This is a genomic window from Lactobacillus sp. ESL0679, assembly GCF_029433515.1.
GTDB lineage: Bacteria > Bacillota > Bacilli > Lactobacillales > Lactobacillaceae > Lactobacillus.
The window spans coordinates 471,535-490,202 of record NZ_JAQTIG010000001.1 but is presented as its reverse complement, the minus strand read 5'-3'; the positions used below and the strand labels follow the sequence as shown (position 1 = coordinate 490,202).

Annotated in this window: 13 protein-coding genes, 1 pseudogene and 2 CRISPR repeat arrays (1 of these 16 running past the window's edge); of the genes and pseudogenes, 12 read left to right on the top strand and 2 right to left on the bottom strand. The window is 37.5% G+C overall.

Annotated elements, in window-relative coordinates; all coding sequences use genetic code 11:
* Positions 1–542: a CRISPR direct-repeat array (repeat unit 28 nt; unit sequence GTATTCCCCACATGCGTGGGGGTGATCC); it reaches 96 nt to the left of the window's first position.
* A 194-nt stretch (positions 543–736) separates the two neighbouring features.
* Positions 737–1,129: a hypothetical protein gene (locus PT287_RS02410; protein ID WP_277132289.1), complete on the bottom strand. Its 393-nt coding sequence runs from the start codon at positions 1,127–1,129 to the stop codon at positions 737–739.
* Positions 1,130–1,461: 332 nt separating this feature from the next.
* On the opposite strand from PT287_RS02410, the gene cas3 reads away from it, so the two are divergent.
* From cas3 to PT287_RS02350, 12 genes and pseudogenes are all read left to right on the top strand, one after another.
* Entirely contained in the window at positions 1,462–4,212 is a 2,751-nt protein-coding gene (gene cas3 / locus PT287_RS02405) for a CRISPR-associated helicase Cas3' (RefSeq protein ID WP_277132288.1), read from the top strand.
* Positions 4,205–5,905, top strand: a complete 1,701-nt coding sequence (locus PT287_RS02400) for a type I-E CRISPR-associated protein Cse1/CasA (RefSeq protein ID WP_277132287.1) — start codon at positions 4,205–4,207, stop codon at positions 5,903–5,905. The genes cas3 and PT287_RS02400 overlap by 8 nt, the downstream gene beginning before the upstream one ends.
* 7 nt (positions 5,906–5,912) lie before the next feature.
* Positions 5,913–6,539 (top strand): type I-E CRISPR-associated protein Cse2/CasB, encoded by a 627-nt coding sequence (gene casB / locus PT287_RS02395; RefSeq protein WP_277132285.1) that lies wholly within the window; start codon positions 5,913–5,915, stop codon positions 6,537–6,539.
* Positions 6,532–7,632 (top strand): type I-E CRISPR-associated protein Cas7/Cse4/CasC, encoded by a 1,101-nt coding sequence (cas7e, locus tag PT287_RS02390; protein WP_277132283.1) that lies wholly within the window; start codon positions 6,532–6,534, stop codon positions 7,630–7,632. The genes casB and cas7e (PT287_RS02390) overlap by 8 nt, the downstream gene beginning before the upstream one ends.
* Positions 7,613–8,314: a type I-E CRISPR-associated protein Cas5/CasD gene (gene cas5e, locus PT287_RS02385; RefSeq protein ID WP_277132281.1), complete on the top strand. Its 702-nt coding sequence runs from the start codon at positions 7,613–7,615 to the stop codon at positions 8,312–8,314. Before cas7e (PT287_RS02390) ends, cas5e begins: the two co-directional genes overlap by 20 nt.
* Positions 8,315–8,326: 12 nt before the next feature.
* Entirely contained in the window at positions 8,327–8,965 is a 639-nt protein-coding gene (cas6e, locus tag PT287_RS02380; protein WP_277132279.1) for a type I-E CRISPR-associated protein Cas6/Cse3/CasE, read from the top strand.
* Positions 8,965–9,912, top strand: coding sequence for a type I-E CRISPR-associated endonuclease Cas1e (gene cas1e, locus PT287_RS02375; protein WP_277132278.1), 948 nt, complete (start codon positions 8,965–8,967; stop codon positions 9,910–9,912). The genes cas6e (PT287_RS02380) and cas1e overlap by 1 nt, the downstream gene beginning before the upstream one ends.
* A complete protein-coding gene (gene cas2e, locus PT287_RS02370) occupies positions 9,912–10,808 on the top strand; it encodes a type I-E CRISPR-associated endoribonuclease Cas2e (protein WP_277132276.1) in 897 nt (298 codons plus the stop codon). The genes cas1e and cas2e overlap by 1 nt, the downstream gene beginning before the upstream one ends.
* Before the next feature lie 29 nt (positions 10,809–10,837).
* Positions 10,838–12,091: direct repeats of the CRISPR family, unit length 29 nt; unit sequence GTATTCCCCACATGCGTGGGGGTGATCCT.
* Positions 12,092–12,095: 4 nt separating this feature from the next.
* Entirely contained in the window at positions 12,096–12,491 is a 396-nt protein-coding gene (locus tag PT287_RS02365) for a hypothetical protein (RefSeq protein WP_277132275.1), read from the top strand.
* 1,495 nt (positions 12,492–13,986) lie between these two features.
* Complete coding sequence (cas7e, locus tag PT287_RS02360; protein ID WP_277132273.1) at positions 13,987–15,087, top strand: type I-E CRISPR-associated protein Cas7/Cse4/CasC; 1,101 nt, start codon at positions 13,987–13,989, stop codon at positions 15,085–15,087.
* Positions 15,088–15,134: 47 nt separating this feature from the next.
* Positions 15,135–15,758 carry a type I-E CRISPR-associated protein Cas6/Cse3/CasE gene (cas6e, locus tag PT287_RS02355; RefSeq protein WP_277132271.1) on the top strand — a complete coding sequence of 208 codons (624 nt, stop codon included), beginning with the start codon at positions 15,135–15,137 and terminating at the stop codon, positions 15,756–15,758.
* A gap of 170 nt (positions 15,759–15,928) precedes the next feature.
* Positions 15,929–17,689: pseudogene (locus PT287_RS02350) on the top strand (thiamine pyrophosphate-binding protein).
* Between the two features lie 63 nt (positions 17,690–17,752).
* Here the strand turns inward: PT287_RS02350 and PT287_RS02345 are convergent.
* On the bottom strand, positions 17,753–18,418 hold the full coding sequence (locus tag PT287_RS02345) for a cobalamin biosynthesis protein CobQ (RefSeq protein WP_277132269.1): 666 nt from the start codon (positions 18,416–18,418) through the stop codon (positions 17,753–17,755).
* Positions 18,419–18,668: the final 250 nt, after the last annotated feature.

The window sequence follows — 18,668 nt, the reverse complement described above, 5'->3', positions numbered from 1 at the left end:
GTGCTGAATGGTATCTGTAACAGTACGTATTCCCCACATGCGTGGGGGTGATCCTAAAAAAGTGGTGTTCAGCCATACGGCAAAACGGTATTCCCCACATGCGTGGGGGTGATCCTACATTATTTATGGCTTCATAACTAATCTCACTAGTATTCCCCACATGCGTGGGGGTGATCCTTAAGGAAGTGGACATTTGTGTTGCTGAAATTGGTATTCCCCACATGCGTGGGGGTGATCCTGAGGTACAAAATTACGCAAGCAAGTTTGAAGTGTATTCCCCACATGCGTGGGGGTGATCCTATTTTGACGTTAGAGAAGCTGGTTTTTAATCAGTATTCCCCACATGCGTGGGGGTGATCCTAACTAACGGACATTTTCGCTAGAAAACAAAGGTATTCCCCACAAACGTGAGGGTGCTCCTAATGTTGTTCCACAGCGCTTGGGTCAAGGTATGTATTCCCCACAGAGGTGGGAGTGATCCATTTTCCGGATTATCAATATGGGCAAAATACTGGTATTCCCCACAATGGTGAGGGTTGAAAATTAATCCTATTTAAATGTTATGATTGATATAGGATAAAAAAACAGTCGATTGCGACCTCTACTGAGTATTGCAGGTGATGCACATCACTTCAGTTTTATGCTACCCTGTCTTATCAACCATTTGTTTAAATAAAGTAATAAAATAGCTCAGGCTTTCCTGAGCTATTTTTGCTATTCAATAATTTATAGAATTTCATTCTAATTCGGGGACATCTTGTTTAAGTCCTTTTTGCGCCTTGTATTGTGATGCTAATTCTGCTTGCGCAAGTCTTTCTTTTTCTAATTTATCCCAGTCTATTCCACTACGATTAAATGATTCTTCTGCTTCTTGAGTATATTTCTCATTTAACTGCAGAGTTTTAATTCTGCAGTCTAATTCTTTTTCAACGTAATCAGTGATTAGTTCTCTAAATGGTTGAGGGTCATTTTCTGGCGCTTCTGCTGTGGCTAATGCCATCATGTATTTATCTCGAGCTTTTTTGGAAGGATTAACGTTAATTACCGGGTACCCATTTTCGGTTAATACTAAGTCCCAGTTACAAACTTGGCGAAATGGTATTAGCAACCTTACTGAAATGATGATCAAGAATAAAGTACCAGGTAATGCCAGATTGTAAAGCAAGTCAGAAATATATGAATCCTGCTTAGAGAGGTTGTCTGGGTCAATTTGGATAAGGAAGCAACATTATTTGAAGATGGTATAATTAAAGATGTATTCCTCATAATAATGAGGGTCATCCGTTAATAATAAATAAAAATATGGTATTCCCCACATTTGTGGGGGCTAATTTCTGGGCTATAGCGTCATACTTAGCCCATTTATTTAAAATTATTTTTAAAGCGCTTGCAACAAGGCGTGTAAGAGTATATATTGAACTTAATAATTAATAAAAAAATAAACTAAGGAGATTTAAAGTGATGACAGCTTTATCAAGTAAAACTTTAGCATTATGGGCAAAGAAAAATACAGAAGATGGGCAACAAAAATGGTTACCATTGATTGCTCACTTAACAGATACTAAAAATGTAATTAATTTTTTATATAATCATTGGTTATCTAATAATCAGCGTCAATTTTTAAAAGGAAATTTGTCTGATGACGAAATTCATAAACTAATTAAGTTCTTGGGCTTTGTCCATGATATTGGTAAGTCTACACCAGCTTTTCAAACTAAAAAGGCATATATTCATGATGATGATTTAGATAATGCTTTGATTGAAAAGCTAATCAGGCAAGGCTTCTCTGATCTTGATAATTTGGAATTGCCATTGCGAAGAGAATCCCCTCATAACCGAGCAGGAGAAGCTTTATTACTAAAATTTGGTGTGCCAGAAAATGTGGCCGCATTGATTGGCGGCCATCATGGTAAGCCTGAGTCAGCCACTCCTTATGATGAAATTAGAAATCATACAGCAAATTATTATCAAAGTGATCAAAATGAAATCCTGAAAACACCTTGGCAGCAAGTCCAAAAAGAATTATTTGAATATGGTTTAGCAATTGCAGGTTATCAAAGTGTTGCAGATATTCCGGACATTACTCAACCGCAAGCTGTGATATTGGAAGGCCTAATAATTATGGCTGATTGGCTAGCTTCAAGTGAGCGTACACATAATGGTGAAGAGCTCTTTCCATTAATTAGACTAGATCAAACTTGGCATGATTTAAATATGGAAAAGCGTTTTGAACAGGCGATGCATAATTGGTACCTTGGCGATGAATGGGAGCCGCAAAAAGTTTCTGAAACAATTGACCCATATGAAAAGAGATGGCAGTTTAAAGCAAGACCGGTTCAAAAGACAATAACTAAAGCAATTGGTGAAACGATTGATCCGGGTATGATTATTGTCGAAGCACCAATGGGCCTAGGTAAAACAGAGATTGCACTAGTTGCTGCTGAACAGTTAGCTTATATTACCGGCGCAGATGGATTATTTATGGGTTTGCCAACTCAGGCAACGAGTAATGCAATGTTTAAAAGAGTTGAGTATTGGCTGCAAAAACTATCTGCTGAGCAACAAGGTGATTTTTCAATTGAGTTAATGCACAGTAAAAAGCAATTCGATAAAGAATATAAAAGGCTACCTGATGCGGAAAATGTGGCAGATGATACAGATACTGGAGCTGTTACAGTTAATAGCTGGTTTTCTGGGAAAAAGACTATCCTGACTAAGTTCACGATTGGTACGATTGATAATCTGCTTTCGATGGGATTAAAGCAAAAGCATTTGTTTTTAAAGCATTTAGGTTTGAGCGGCAAAGTAGTCGTGATTGATGAGGTCCATGCTTATGATGCATACATGAGTCAGTATTTGTATAAAGCAATAACTTGGCTAGGTGCATATCATGTTCCGATTGTAATTCTGTCAGCAACATTGCCAACAGAAAAGAGAAGGTTATTGATTCAATCATATTTAATTGGTAAGTATGGTTGGCAATTTGCTTCAAAATTTAAGGCGCCTGCTGATTGGGAAAACAATCAAGCATATCCATTAGTAAGTATTCTGGATGGCTGTCAGTTAAAGCAAATTTCAGAATTCCCTGGTCAAAGCGACCAGAAAGTACAAAAGTTGCAGGTTGAAAGAATTAATTTACCTGATGATGAATTGGTAGCTGCTATTTTAAATAAGATAAAAGCTGGTGGGATTGCTGGAGTTATTGTAAATACAGTTAAACGCGCACAATCATTGGCTAAATTAGTTGCGCAATCCGATGTAGAATTCATGGTTTTACATTCTGCCTTTTTAGCGCCAGAACGTACAGCACAGGAAACAAAATTGCAAAATGCGATTGGCAAAAAAGGTAAGAGACCAAAAAAATTAGTTGTAATTGGGACACAGGTTTTAGAGCAATCTTTGGATATTGACTTTGATGTTCTTTATACAGATATTGCACCAATTGATTTGATTTTGCAGCGGGCAGGGCGTTTGCATCGCCATGAAATTACTAGACCGAAAAATTTAGAGCAGCCACAACTTTATGTGATGGGAATTAATAACTTTGGCGATTATGGCGCAGCCAATGAGAGCATTTATCATAAATATTTGTTAATGAAGACGGATCATTTTTTGCCAGATACTATTACGTTACCTGATGATATTTCTAATCTTGTCCAGCAAGTTTATAATCCTAAAACTGATTCTAAAGTTGCTGGAATTGAAAAAGCAAAAGAAGAATTTGATCTTTATATTGAAAAAGAGGAACAAAAAGCCGGTAATTTTCAAATTAATGATCCTGACCCTGAAGAATCAATTCATGGCTGGCTGAATTATGATCAATTAGATGTTGATAAGGATGAACAAAAGGCAAGTAGGGCTGTCCGCGATATTCAGGAAACAATTGAAGTTATTTTGCTTAAGCATACAGCTAAGGGCAACTTTTTAATTAATGGTCAAGATTTAGCTCAGGTTTCAGATTATGATATTTCAGAGCAAGTAATCAGACTACCAACTGCAATTACCCAGTATACTAATGAAATTGAAGCGGTAATTAAACGCTTAGAAAAACTTACTAATAAATACTGTGCCGATTGGCAAAATAGTGTTTTGCTCAAAGGTGCCTTAGCCTTGCCATTAGATGAAAATTTAACAACTACTCTTGGTAAGTGGAAATTGCAGTATTCTGAGCAGTTTGGTTTAAGTTATACAAAGGATGATGATGATGATTGAAAAAGACTTTAATCTAATTACAGATTCTTGGCTTAAAGTAATCGATCAACAGACTGGTCGAGAGAAAAAAGTGTCTTTAATTGAATTATTTAAAAATGCTCAAAATTACCGGCAATTAGCTGGTGATATGCGAGTACAAGATTTAGCGATTATACGACTGTTATTAGCAATCTTAACGACGGTATACTCGCGTTTTGATGCAGATGGTAAACCCTATGAATGGCTAGAAAAAGGCACCGAGCAATTTTTATCAGATGCTACGATAATTAAGTTTTATCCTAAGAACCGTATTAAACAGACAGTAGTAAAAACTTGGCAAAGTTTATACCAAAAAGGACATTTTACAGAGATTGTTACTAAATATTTAGAGCATTACGCTGATAAGTTTGCTTTCTTTGGTGAACATCCATTTTATCAGGTAACAAAAGCTGAGTATGATGAGCTAGTTCCAGCTAATAAGGCTGTTGCCAAGGGTACAGGAACAGTATCAGTTAAGCAAATTAATAGACGCATTTCTGAAAGTAACAATACTCCAGCGCTATTCGCACCAAAAGCTGGTGAAGGTAAAAACCAAATTGCAGTCGATGAATTGGCTAGATGGCTAATTACTTACCAAAGTTTTACTGGGGTAACTGATAAAACTAAGATTAAAGCAGATGAGAAATTCTCAGTTTCACCTGGTTGGCTGTATAAATTAAATCCTGTTTTTGCTCAGGGTAAACCTCTTTTTGAAACTTTGATGTTAAACCTAGTTTTATTTAGTCAAGAGCCAGCACGGCAAAGACCAGTCTGGGAATATGCAAGCGCAAAAGAGTACGTGAGTGAACGCCAAAAAAATCTTTTACCGAATAATATTGCAGAGCTGTATACAAGTTGGTCACGGATTTTGCATATTGAATGGGATGATACTGGTGAACCAACTATTTTTAGTGCAGGACTACCCAAAATTGTCAGTGATAACGCAATGATTGAACCGATGACGGTCTGGAAATATGATAAAAAGACGGCGGCTTATAGGCCAGCAGTCAGAGGATTGCAGTCATTAAGCAAAGCGATGTGGCGCAACTTCGGTAATTATGTTAATGCCAATAAGGCTCATGATAACAGGGAGCCGGGAATTGTTGTTTGGCTGCGGTTACTTAAAGAAAAGCGAGCAATTCCGCATGATAAATTATTGACATTGGCGTCAGTGGATTTGATTGACGATGGTAATGCGACATCACAATCTCCGGTTGCTGAAGTTACCGATGATATGAGTATTAATGCCGATGTTCTTTTTGATGAAAATGATGCCGATTATTGGCCAGCGCAAATTGAAGCAGTAATTGAAAAGACGCAGACAGTTGGGTCATACTTTTGGCAATTTGCACGTGATGTTGGTGAAATTCGCGGATTTAAAGATAATTCGCTTAAAGAGTTTGCTAATCGCTTAAGTGCCAAGTTTTATTATGGATTAAATCAACCGTTTAAAGATTGGCTTGCAGGTTTAACTAATCATGATGAACGTGGTGAAAAGGTACTTCTTTGGGAAAAGCAGCTTAAACAGCATGCTTTTGCAGAAGCTAAAAAGGTAATGGATACTAGTTCATCACGTGATGTAAAAGGGATTCTTACCGATAAAGGCCTTAGAAATATTTTTACGATTAATAACTATTTTAAATATCGTGTTAATTCAGAGATGAAGAAGGAGTGATGACTTGATGGAATATGATTATGCAATCAGAAAAATAACGGTCAAAATCATTGACCGACTTTATGATAATGGCAACTTGGATAAAGCTGCTTTAGCAAGCTTAAGAAGTGCTGCAACAATCACAAGTCAGCGAGCACAAGGTGTTTGGCCATTATTAATGAAGTACTTACCAGAACAATTTTTAAGTAAAAATGGTGAGCCAACAATTGGTGAAATTGCTGTGTTTGCGGCAATACGCCTTTATGCAATTCAACAGCAAGGTAAAGATGAATTGGTTTGTGGCGATTCGACAAAGAAAAAAGCTAAAGATAATGCAGAGGCTGACGGCGTAAGCTTGTTTACTGCTCTTGCTAAATTAAGAGCAAATGAAGATGTTAGAGTGGCGTTGGATCGGCGTATTCAACCATTACTAGCGACAAATAATATTGCTAGTGTTATTAATTCGCTAACGCATCTAGTAGAAATTCAAAAAGCTACTAATCAGGCAATGAAAATTGACTATCCACTACTAGCTCAAGATTTATATGATTTTCAAACGAATTATCACCGTGCGGGCAAAGTTCGCTTATCGTGGGGTGAACAATATTTTAAGGTAAATAATTCAAATAGTATTAAAGGAGAAGAAAATGACTAACAAAAATTTATATCTAGATCTTAATGTATTACAAACAGTACCATCGTCAAACATTAACCGTGATGATACTGGTGCACCTAAAACGGCATTGTATGGTGGTGTTAAGCGGGCACGTGTTTCTTCACAAAGTTGGAAAAAAGCGATGCGTGATTATTTTAGAGACGAAAGTGCTTCAATTGGAACAAGGACTAAAGAAGTTGCCGAATTTTTGGCAAAAAAATTGCAAGCTTTGGATAGCTCTTTAGATGAACAAGCTGCTATGGAAAAGGCAACTGCAATTTTGACTGCTGCAGGAATTAAGGTTAAAAAGGATAAGAAGTCAGGTAAGACTTTAACAGGCGCGCTTTTATTAGTTAGTCCTGGACAAGTTGATAAATTAGCTCAGTATGCACTTAACCATGATAAATTTGATGATAAAGATATTAAGAAGGAAATCAAGCAAATCTTGAAGGAGGATAATTCCTTAGATTTAGCCTTGTTTGGCCGGATGGTTGCTGATAATCCAGAATTAAATGTTGATGCGTCAGCTCAAGTTGCCCATGCGATTTCGACACATGAAATTGTTCCAGAATATGACTACTTCACAGCACTCGATGATTTACAGCCAGATGATGCTAATGGTGCTGCAATGCTGGGAACGATTGAATATGATTCTGCAACTTTATATCGCTATGCAAATATTAATGTCAAAGATTTAGCTAAAAATTTAGGTAATCAAGATGCTATTCAAAGTATAATTACTTTTATTAAAGCCTTTACCTTGTCAATGCCAACAGGTAAACAAAATACATTTGCAAATAAGACTTTGCCTAATTATATTATGTTGACTTTACGCTCTGATACACCAGTAAATTTGGTATCAGCTTTTGAAGAACCAGTTATGACTAAAGGTGGATTTGTCGAAAAATCGATTCAAAAGTTAGAAGATGAGTATAACTCTACTAATAAGATGATTGAAAAGCCACTTATGAATGTTGTGCTTTCGCGAGAAAACGTTGGACAATTAACGCAAGTTGCTAATCTGCCGGAATTACTAGATCAGGTATCTGCAGCTTTGACAAAGGTTATGCAAGATGAAGACGCTAACGATTAGGTTGACTGCGCCTTTGCAGTCTTATGGCAATGAAGCATCGTTTGAAAGGCGGACAACAGGTGATTATCCAGCAAAAAGTGCAATAATAGGGATGATTGCTGCAGCGTTAGGATACAGTCGTGGTGATCAACGGATTAAGCAGCTAAATGAGTTACAATTTGCTGTTCGGATTGATCAGCACGGGATAACTTTAACCGATTTTCAGACAGTTGAATGGAAAAAAGATACACGAAAAATCACCTATCGTGACTACTTGCAGGATGCCGTTTTTGTTGTAGCTATTGGTGGTGAGGAAGCTACTATTGAAAAAATCCATTTTGCATTAAAGCACCCGCATTATGCCTTATTTTTGGGTAGACGTGCAAATGTTCCTGCTGGTGTTTTACAAATGAATATTAAAGATGGCGATCCAGTTTCTGTGTTAAAGCAATTGCCGTGGGGAGCTTCTAATTGGTATCAAAAACAGCAAAAGCGCAGCGCTACATTTAGAGCGGAAATCATTGCAGATGCGGATTTATTGCCGGATGCTAATGAATCAAGCATGGAAATAAAAGATGAAGCTATATCATTTGATTCAAAAGCACGTCAGTATGGCTTTCGCAAGGTTAAAACTACAGCAGTTGAACTGTCTAATCCTGCTTTTAAACCAGATACTGAGCATGATGCTTTGTCAGCTTTATAAAAAGGAGCGCAAATGTATTTATCAAGAGTTGAAATCGATGTAAATAATCGACAAAAAATTAAAGATTTGACGCAACTTTCGGCTTTTCATAATTGGGTAGAGCAAAGCTTCCCAGATGAAATTAGAGCTGGTAAAAGATTGCGTCACTTATGGCGGCTTGATCGTTTATCAGGGAAGTTATACTTGCTGATTCTGAGTGAGGCCAAGCCCAATCCAGAAAGGCTGTCGCGATATGGTGTTGCTATAACAGTTATCACCAAAAATTATGATAATTTTTTAAATCAAATCAAACAAGGCGAAATTATGCAGTTTAGACTGACAGCCAATCCATCTTACAGGCCAAAAGATCAAAATAAGGTATACCCTCATGTTACTGTGGCGCAACAAATGCAGTGGCTGGCTGATCGAGCAGAAAAATCTGGCTTTCAGGTAAAATATTCTGAAAATGAACAGTCATTTAATATTGTTAGTCGTGATTGGCCACTGTTATCATATCGCGGTAATCGTAGAGTGCGTCTTAGTCGGGTTACATTTGAGGGTATTTTGCAAGTTATCGATGCCGATCTGTTTAAAAAGACGTTAGTTAATGGATTAGGCCGCGAAAAAGCCTTTGGCATGGGATTGATGACGGTCATTCCGAGGTCAAAATAATGGTTAAAAACTTTGGCGCTAAAAAGCCAGAACTATCAGAACTGGCTAGAATTAGTGATCGTGTAACATTTCTTTATTTTGAACATGCTAAGTTGAACAGGCAAGATAGTGCCCTAATGGTTTCTGATAGTCGTGGTACTGTTTTTGTTCCAGCAGCAATTGTAAGTGTACTGATGTTAGGCCCAGGTGTTGATGTTACTCATCGAGCGATGGAATTAATTGGTGAAGCTGGTATGAGTTTAGTTTGGGTTGGCGAGTACGGCGTGCGGCAATATGCTCATGGCCGCTCTCTCAATCATTCTTCACGTTTACTTGAGGCTCAGGCAAAATTGGTGTCTAATAGACGTTCTCGAATTGCAGTTGCTAGAAAAATGTACCAAATGCGTTTCCCTGATGAAGACGTTTCGCAACTCTCAATGCAGGAATTGCGTGGCAAGGAAGGTAGTCGTGTTAGGCGAATATATCGTGAGCAATCTAAAAGAACCGGCGTCTTGTGGACACGACGCGAATATAATCCTGATGACTTTGAAGCACAGACGCCAATTAATAAGGCATTGACTGAAGCTCATCAAGCTTTATATGGCTTGAGCTATAGTGTTATTGTTGCGATGGGCGCTTCTGCGGGGTTAGGCTTTGTCCATACAGGACATGATTTGGCATTTGTTTATGACTTTGCAGATTTATATAAAGCAGAGATTTCAATACCTGTTGCTTTTGAGATTACGGCTAAGTACGGTAATGATAGGGATATTGCTACTAAAACAAGATTAGCCATGCGGGATATATTTGCTAGCGGTAAATTATTAACGCGAATGGTAACTGATTTACAAAATTTACTTGGTGTGACAGAGGCAAAAGAAGCTAATGTGATTAACTTGTGGGATGACAAATTAGGTTTGCAAAAATTTGGAGTGCAATATCACGAAATTGAAGAGGGTAATGACTGATGATTGTAGTTACTTTAACTAAAGTACCACAATCATTGCGAGGCGACCTTACTAAGTGGTATCAAGAAGTACAAACAGGTGTCTATGTAGGCAATGTTAGTGCAAGGATACGCGATTTATTGTGGCAGCGAGTAGAGAAAAATATTGGTAGTGGTGAAGCAACCATGGTTTATAGCACCAATACCGAGTTGGGTTACGAAATTAAAACTACACGACGAAACTATGATGTTGTTGACTACGATGGTATCCCGCTGGTAATGCGGCTAAATGTTGATAATATGCCGCAAGCTACAAAGTATGGCTTCAGTAATGCAGCTAAATTTCATCGTGCAAAAGTAATGGCACATAACCAGAAAAAAGTACATACAGTAATTTCACAGCCAGAAATTACTGTGTTGGATCTTGAAACAACAGGATTAAAAGCTGATCGTGATCAAATTATTTCAATAGGTGCTGTTAAAAAGCTAAAAGATGGTAGTTATCAAAAATTTGATCAATTAATTAAAATCGATCAAAAAATACCCAAACCAATAACTGAGCTTACGGGTATAACTGAAAAGATGTTGGCAGATAAAGGAATACCACTTAGTTCAGCTCTTGTTCAGTTAAAAGATTTTATCAAGTCTTCTGTTTTAATGGGGTATAATTTTCATTTTGATGAAACGTTTCTGTCTTGTGGCCTAATTGCTTGTAATTTAGCAGAATTAGATAATAAAACAATTGATTTAATGACGATAGTTAAGAAAACTGAAAAGTTTCTTGATAACTATCAGCTGGCGACAGTATTAAAGTTTTACAATATTGAAAATTTACAGCCACACAATGCATTATCTGATGCTCAGGCTACAATGGAATTAGCGAACAAACTAATGAAAAACGGTAGGATCAAATTTTAGGAATGTTGGTATCATAGGGATCTTTTACTGTATTCCCCACATGCGTGGGGGTGATCCTGCAGGGTGGACAAGATGATGAAACTGACGAAGAGTATTCCCCACATGCGTGGGGGTGATCCTACCTATGTGCAGGTTACCTACAAGGGTGTAACGTATTCCCCACATGCGTGGGGGTGATCCTTATAGTTAAAGATTTAAAGAAACAAGGAGATTGTATTCCCCACATGCGTGGGGGTGATCCTAAGCCTGAAATGATAATCCCGCTTGACCCACTGTATTCCCCACATGCGTGGGGGTGATCCTTTTCTTAGACGTAAGCCCTACAATGAGCTTGCGTATTCCCCACATGCGTGGGGGTGATCCTTTGCTGTCATAATTTATCTCCTCTTAAAATTTGTATTCCCCACATGCGTGGGGGTGATCCTGGTGGTCTCGGTATCTGGGTCAAGTCAGACAAGTATTCCCCACATGCGTGGGGGTGATCCTTTCATGTGCGAGCATGAACGGCTTTTCAGAAAGTATTCCCCACATGCGTGGGGGTGATCCTCGTCTGCATACCATGAGGTGTGTAATCCGTACCGTATTCCCCACATGCGTGGGGGTGATCCTTGACTGCTGCTAAAAACTTTAATATTAAACTCAGTATTCCCCACATGCGTGGGGGTGATCCTACCGACTAGCTCTATTGCTTGTCTCGCTGAGCGTATTCCCCACATGCGTGGGGGTGATCCTGAATGGTAATACGTGGTTTAACGGCAGATTTGAGTATTCCCCACATGCGTGGGGGTGATCCCTACTTGGAAGACCACGACGACAACACCAAGTAGTATTCCCCACATGCGTGGGGGTGATCCTGAACATATCACTAGCTGGGCCAGCAGGAATATGTATTCCCCACATGCGTGGGGGTGATCCTATTACAAGATAGATTGGAATGTAATCGGGAAGGGTATTCCCCACATGCGTGGGGGTGATCCTGACCGTCTTTTTTATGTAAAGAAATACCCCTCGTATTCCCCACATGCGTGGGGGTGATCCTTAGAGTGCTTAGATATTTAACACGCTCATTGTGTATTCCCCACATGCGTGGGGGTGATCCCAAACCAAAACAAGTCGGACTCAGTTTCAAAAAGTATTCCCCACATGCGTGGGGGTGATCCTGCTTTAATTCTGTTTATTCTATCTTCTTCTGTGTATTCCCCACATGCGTGGGGGTGATCCTAATCTTAATGACAGAATGAAAGGGGATAGTTTGTATTCCCCACATGCGTGGGGGTAATCCTTAGATTGTTAAAACAGTACTGCAATGTTCACTTTGACAGCATTTATCAATTTGCAGAGTTCTTCGGCATTCCTAACCGTTACTTTTATTTAGTAGAACCAGTAATAAAAATGGATAGCATTATGGTTACTAATCTTCAGAAAACCGTTAAAATTGGCAATGTGGTTGCAAGAGATGATAGTGTAAATATCTTTTTAAGCTTTACCAACAAGTCAAAGTCAGACATCAATCTTTCAGAACTATTCGAAAAGTACTTAATGGTTACGACGGATACGGGTCAAGCTGGTAGCGTCCGGCTTGCGACTGATGACATCCTTATCGACAAACAGGTCACGGTTGCTGAAGCCTCAACTGCTGGCGTTCACATTGACGGTAAATCTTTAGAAATAACGCTAAAATAAAAATAACCCCTCAATTTGCTTCTGAGAGGTATTTTTTGCATAAAAAAGACGGTCAACAATGACCGTCCCAGGCGCCTTGCAAGTGACCAAACTTGCGGCGCGTAATGTGAACGTGCGAAGCACATCACCCTAATTTTGCTTTACCTTGTCTTGACCAAGACAGAACAAATTTTCGAGAAACTCATTGAGCTTTTAGATAATTTGTTCAAGTAAAGCAGCAAGATAGCTCAGGTTTTCCTGGGCTATTTTTGTAATTGCTGGTTTTGCTCTAGTGTAAAGCTAGCATTGTATAGATAAATTACTATACTTTATTTCTTAAAAATCTTAAACAAATCTGTAGCTAGAATTTTCTTCCGAAAAAATTTTGAATAGTCATCTTGACAAAATAATCATTTGGTATTTTGTTGTTAATGCTAATTATACTCTTTTGCCTTACCTGTGCTTTAAAATTCTATAATTGTTTAAACAAAAAAGCCATAAAGTTATCTTTTCAGGAAGACTAAAGCATAAGTGAAAATTTTTATATCTTCAACTATTCTGATATATGATTTACTGTATATTATAAATAGTCTACTTGTGAGTAAGAAAATCCTGCTTTTCGGCTATATCCAGCTTGCTATTACATAGTATACCCCAAAAGTGTGGGAGCTAGTTCCAAATCAGAGGTTAATGACAATGAAAAAATTTTTCTCGGGAATTTTAACATTTAGCGGTCTACTGTCCCTATTTATTTTTTACATAATTTTATCAATCAACTGGGTTCACGTGATTGAGTTTGTAATTGCTGTGTTTATCATAATTTGCATAATAGACCATTATCGAGATAAGAAAATACGTGAAAAATATTAAGACTTGGTCTGATAATTATTTTTTTCGACGACATTAGTTTTACTTGGTGTTATTAAAAGTTAGAAGAGTAGCTATTGATAAAAATTATTTTTAAAATTTAACAATCGCTGAATAATTAGTACTAATATAGTATTAAACAATTTACTTATATAATTTTATAAATTAATAGTGGATAGTGAAATTAATTTATGCATGATTATACCTAAAATAATTGAAGAATAGATAAGAGGAAACTAAAAAATATAATATCATGTAAATAGTTATGAATTGTGAATAATCTGTAAAGCTTCCTAATAATAGCTTATTTTTGGCTAACTTGTTAAATACAAAATTGCTTTTATACTATACTTAAATTTTGTAAAATAGCTTGCAAAAAAATCAATTTTATCACATAATTTATTTTTATAAAGACTGTATTAACGAATAAATTAAGATATATATTAAATTTTTTAATTATTTAAAAATCGCCTTTAACCTATACAAAAATTTTTACTAAAGTGTTAGGAGATGCTTAGATGTATTGAAAGCTAGCATATCAGTAAATTAGGTAAATCTTAGCAGTTTGCAAGTGTCCAGCATGCAATTATATGAAGGCTGGATAATGTTTAAAATACATGGTCAACAATACTGAAAAGGAGTAATTGGAATGAGTAATACGAATTTATATCTTGATCTGAATATATTACAGAAAGTACCTTCTTCTAATATTAATCAAGATTCTACGGGTGCAGCAAAGACAGCATTTTATGGTGGAGTAACACGTGCACGAGTTTCTGCACAAAATTGGCAAAAGGCTGTATATGATTTCTTTAAAGCTGAAAATGCTGCAGTTGCAATAAAGACTAAAGAAGTTGCCGAGTTATTGGCTTACAAACTAACTGCCTTAGATGGATCTTTAGACGCTAATTCAGCAATTGACAAGTCAATTGCTACTTTAGGTGCAGCTGGACTTAAATTTAAGCGGGACCAAAGTACTGGTAGAGTTTTGACAGATACTTATTTGATAATTAGTCCTGATCAAATTGAAAAATTGGCACAGTATGCCCTAACTCATGATAATTTTACTGATCGAAATGCTAAAAATGATGTTACACGGATTTTGCAAACTAATAATTCTTTAGACTTGGCTTTATTTGGTCGCATTGTTGCAGATAATCCAAGATTAAATGTTAGTGCGGCAGCTCAAGTAGCGCATGCAATTTCAACGCATGAGATTAAGTCAGAGTACGATTACTTTACAGCATTTGATGATTCACACCCAGATAAGGCAACTGATGTTGACATGCTTGGTGCAGTTGAGTATGATTCAGCAATTTTGTATCGTTATGCTAATGTAAGTGTTAATACTTTGGCTAACAACCTTAATGGTGGAGATATTGTTAAGAGTGTTGCAGAATTTGTTAAGGCCTTTATTCTTTCGATGCCTACAAGTACACACATGACGTTTGCTAATAAGACTTTGCCAAATTACATCATGATTACTTTAAGAGAGGACACACCAATTAATTTAGCTTCTGCTTTTGAAGAACCAATTATCTCCAAAAAAGAATGCATTTCTAAGTCAATTACAAGACTAGAAGACGAATACATGGCAACTAAGAGATTTGTAGAAGAACCGTTGATGAACGTAATACTCACAAACCATCCTTCAAGAATTAACAATCAAGCTAGTAACTTATCAGATTTACTGAAGCAAGTTACTGATGCATTGACTAAAGCAATGCAAAGCGAAGATGTTAATGACTAAATTGGCTGCTTTTTAAGCAGACATTAAAGTTATTGAAGGGAGCGAAAATGTATCTATCAAGAGTTGAAATTGATGTTAATAATTGGCGCAATGCTAAAAAATTAACTCAACTTTCTGCGTTTCACAATTGGGTAGAGCGAAGCTTTCCTGATGAGATTGATTCAAAAGAGCAAATGCTCCACCTATGGCGGCTTGACCGTTTGGTGAACAAAAATTATTTGTTAATCGTTAGTCAAAATAAGCCAGATAGTATCCTGCTTTCACGTTTTGGTGTTGATGGGACGGTGGTTACTAAAAACTATGACAAGTTTTTAGATAATATTGAGCCTAATCAACTGATGAACTTTCAGCTAACTGCTAATCCGTCATTTGAGTCGGCTGAAGGGAAGGTAACACCATCGATTACTGTGAAGGATCAGGCACAATGGCTTATTGAGCAAGCAGAAAAAGCTGGCTTCCAGTTAAAACGTTCTGAATTTAAAATTACTAGTCGTGAGTGGCCAGTTGTACTGCATCGAGATGGCCGGAGAGTGCGTCTCAGCAGAGTCACATTTATGGGTAAGCTGCGAGTTAAGGATGTTAACTTGTTTAAGCAGGCTTTAACTAGTGGCATAGGTCTAGAGAAGACTTTTGGCATGGGCCTCATGACAGCTATTCCTTTAGCTGAATAATATTTGAAATGAAAAAAGCGATCCTCTTTGAGGGGCGCTTTTTTAGTGTGCTTTAAAAACTTTGACAAAGATTATCATTTTTATTGACTTACAAAAAGTAAGTGATATTATGTGATATGTGCTTGCAAAAAGTAAGTAAAATTATAACTTTGAAGAATGGAGTTTTTATAATGACGAAGATGATGGCAGGTCAAGCACTTGCAAAAGTACTAGAGAAATGGGATATCGAACATGTTTATGGCATTACTGCCGATTCAATTAATAATATGGTTGATGGGTTGTATCAAGAGCGTAATCAGATAAGATATATTCAGGTAAGACATGAGGAAGTTGGAGCCTTAGCAGCAGCAGCTGACGCTAAGTTAACTGGTAAAATTGGTGTTGCTTTTGGTTCTGCAGGTCCAGGATCAGTACATATGTTAAATGGACTTTATGATGCCAAAATGGACCACGTACCGGTTTTAGCCTTAGTTGGGCAGACTTCAACAGCATTTATGAATACTAATTTTTTCCAAGAAATGAATCAAGATCCAATTTATGCTGATGTAGCACAATTTCATAAATTGGCAGCTAATGCGGAGCAGATACCTAACTTGATTGATGAAGCAATTAGGTCTGCATATGCAACTAAGTCAGTTTCGGTTGTTGTGTTGCCAGACGACCTTTCTGGACAAGAAATTGAGTATGTGGCAACTAAAACAGCTGCTTTGAGTGCTCCCGATAATGAAATTGCTGCTAAAGAAAGCGATGTTGCTACCGTTTTTGCTGCGATTAAGAATGCGAATAAGCCAATTATGTGGTTGGGACAAGGTGCACGTGGCAATCGCGTTGCTGCAGTAGCAGTTGCTGATAAGTTTGGCTTACCAGTTTTGACTACTGCACCAGCTGTCGATGTTTTTCCTACCGATCATCCCAACTACATGGGTGCACGTGGACGTTTAGGAACTAAGCCTGCTTTTGATGTCTCTTAAGACAGTGACTTAATTTTATATATTGGTACTAATTATCCATTTGCTCGCTTTTTGCCAAATGACAAGACAATTATTCAGGTTAACAACAATTTAGCTGATTTGGGTAAGCAACATGATGCTGATATTACTGTTTTGGCTGATGCCAAAGACTTTTTAGAAAAGTTAGCTGCTGTTGATTATCAAGCAGAGCCAACTGCATTCTTAAAAGCAGCCCAACAAGACCGCATTTTATGGGTAAAGTGGCTGGAGAAGCTAGCTGCTGACGATCATGCTGGTTTGCGTGCCGAAAGTGTGATTCAAGCAATTAAGGATAATTCAACAAAGGATGCAATTTTCGGCCTTGATGTCGGTAACAATACTGAATGGGCTTTAAGGCAATTACCATTTGATCAGGACCAGAAATATACAATGTCAGCTTGGTATGGCACAATGGGCTTTGGCTTGCCAGCTGGTCTTGCAGCCAAATTATCGTTTGCTAAGCGACAAGTTTGGACAATTTCTGGGGATGGTGGCTATGCAATGGTAATGCCAGATTTATTAACAGAAGTTAAGTATCACTTACCTATAGTGAATGTGGTTTTAGAGAATAAGTCCTTCGGCTTTATTGGACATGAAAAGTTGCAAGCTAATCAGGCACCGTATGGTATTGATCTAGTTGGTGCAGATTGGGCTAAGGCAGCTGAGAGTATGGGTGCAATTGGCTTAACTGCAACTAATCTAGCAGAATTAAAGGCAGCAATGACCAAGATTGAGCAGTTGCAGACTAATGGTAATAATTTACCAATTGTCTTGGATGCTAAAATTTTAGATATTGATCCAATTGATACTAATGTTGTTATGACTGACGAAAATGTTTTTGGTATAGAAGCAGTAGCCGATTACCGTAAGACCTACGAGTTATCAGCAACAGAACAACCTGCATTTAGTCAACTATTAGCTGATGCAGCAGATAATCAATAAAAATAGCAGGTGAACATAAAAACCTCTTCAGATTTAACTGAGGAGGTTTTTGATTGTAATAATTTAATCAGCTACACGTTCTTGATGCCAATCAAGAACCATCTTAACAATCGCGTTAGCAACATTTAAGTTACGTAAAATTGGGCCATGAGAGTATGTTCCAATGAAGTTGTGATAATGTAAGCCCTCAAGTCCGTCTTGGGGATTATTACCATAACCAGTAATCATTTTACCTAGTGGTTGCAGCTTTTGACTGTCAAAATAGGTTTGGCCTGAATGATTTTCGAATGCCTTAACATCGCCCCATTGAGTAGTGTAGTGGGTGTCGCCAATCATGCGCTTATCAGCTTTAAAAACGGTATGGAAAGGTAAAATATCAAGCCCTTTAATTGTGGTGCCGCCAATTGTTTTGTAGTATGTGCCAACAAGTTGGTAACCACCACAAACGCCAAGCATTGGATGGCCGGCATTAATATAATCAGTTAAAGTTTCTTTGTGTCGCGGTAAGTCTTTAGCAACAACGGTTTGCTCAAAGTCTTGGCCACCACCGAAGAAGACAAAATCATAGTCAAAGGCATTAAACGGGTCGCCTAAAGAAACATTATCAATCTGAGTGGTGTAATTCTGCTTTTTTAATAGGTAACGAATAATTTTAACATCGCCCGAATCACCATAGGTGTTCATTAAGTCTTCATATAAGTATGCAATTTTAATTGTCTTGTCAGCCATCACGTCTCAACCTTTCATCTTGCTCCTAGTATAGCTTAAATAGCTTGTGTCCGGCAAAGGAAGATAGTAATTATTATTCGAATTAACTATTTTTTAAGATGTTGCAACTCGCGCTTATAACTTCTGAGTTTTGATAGATTATAATATATTAAAAATTATTGCCAACTTAATTCATCGCAAAATTGCACACCAATTTTAATCATGTTACAATGTCGGTATAAATAAAAAGAAGTCCTACTACCAATAGGAC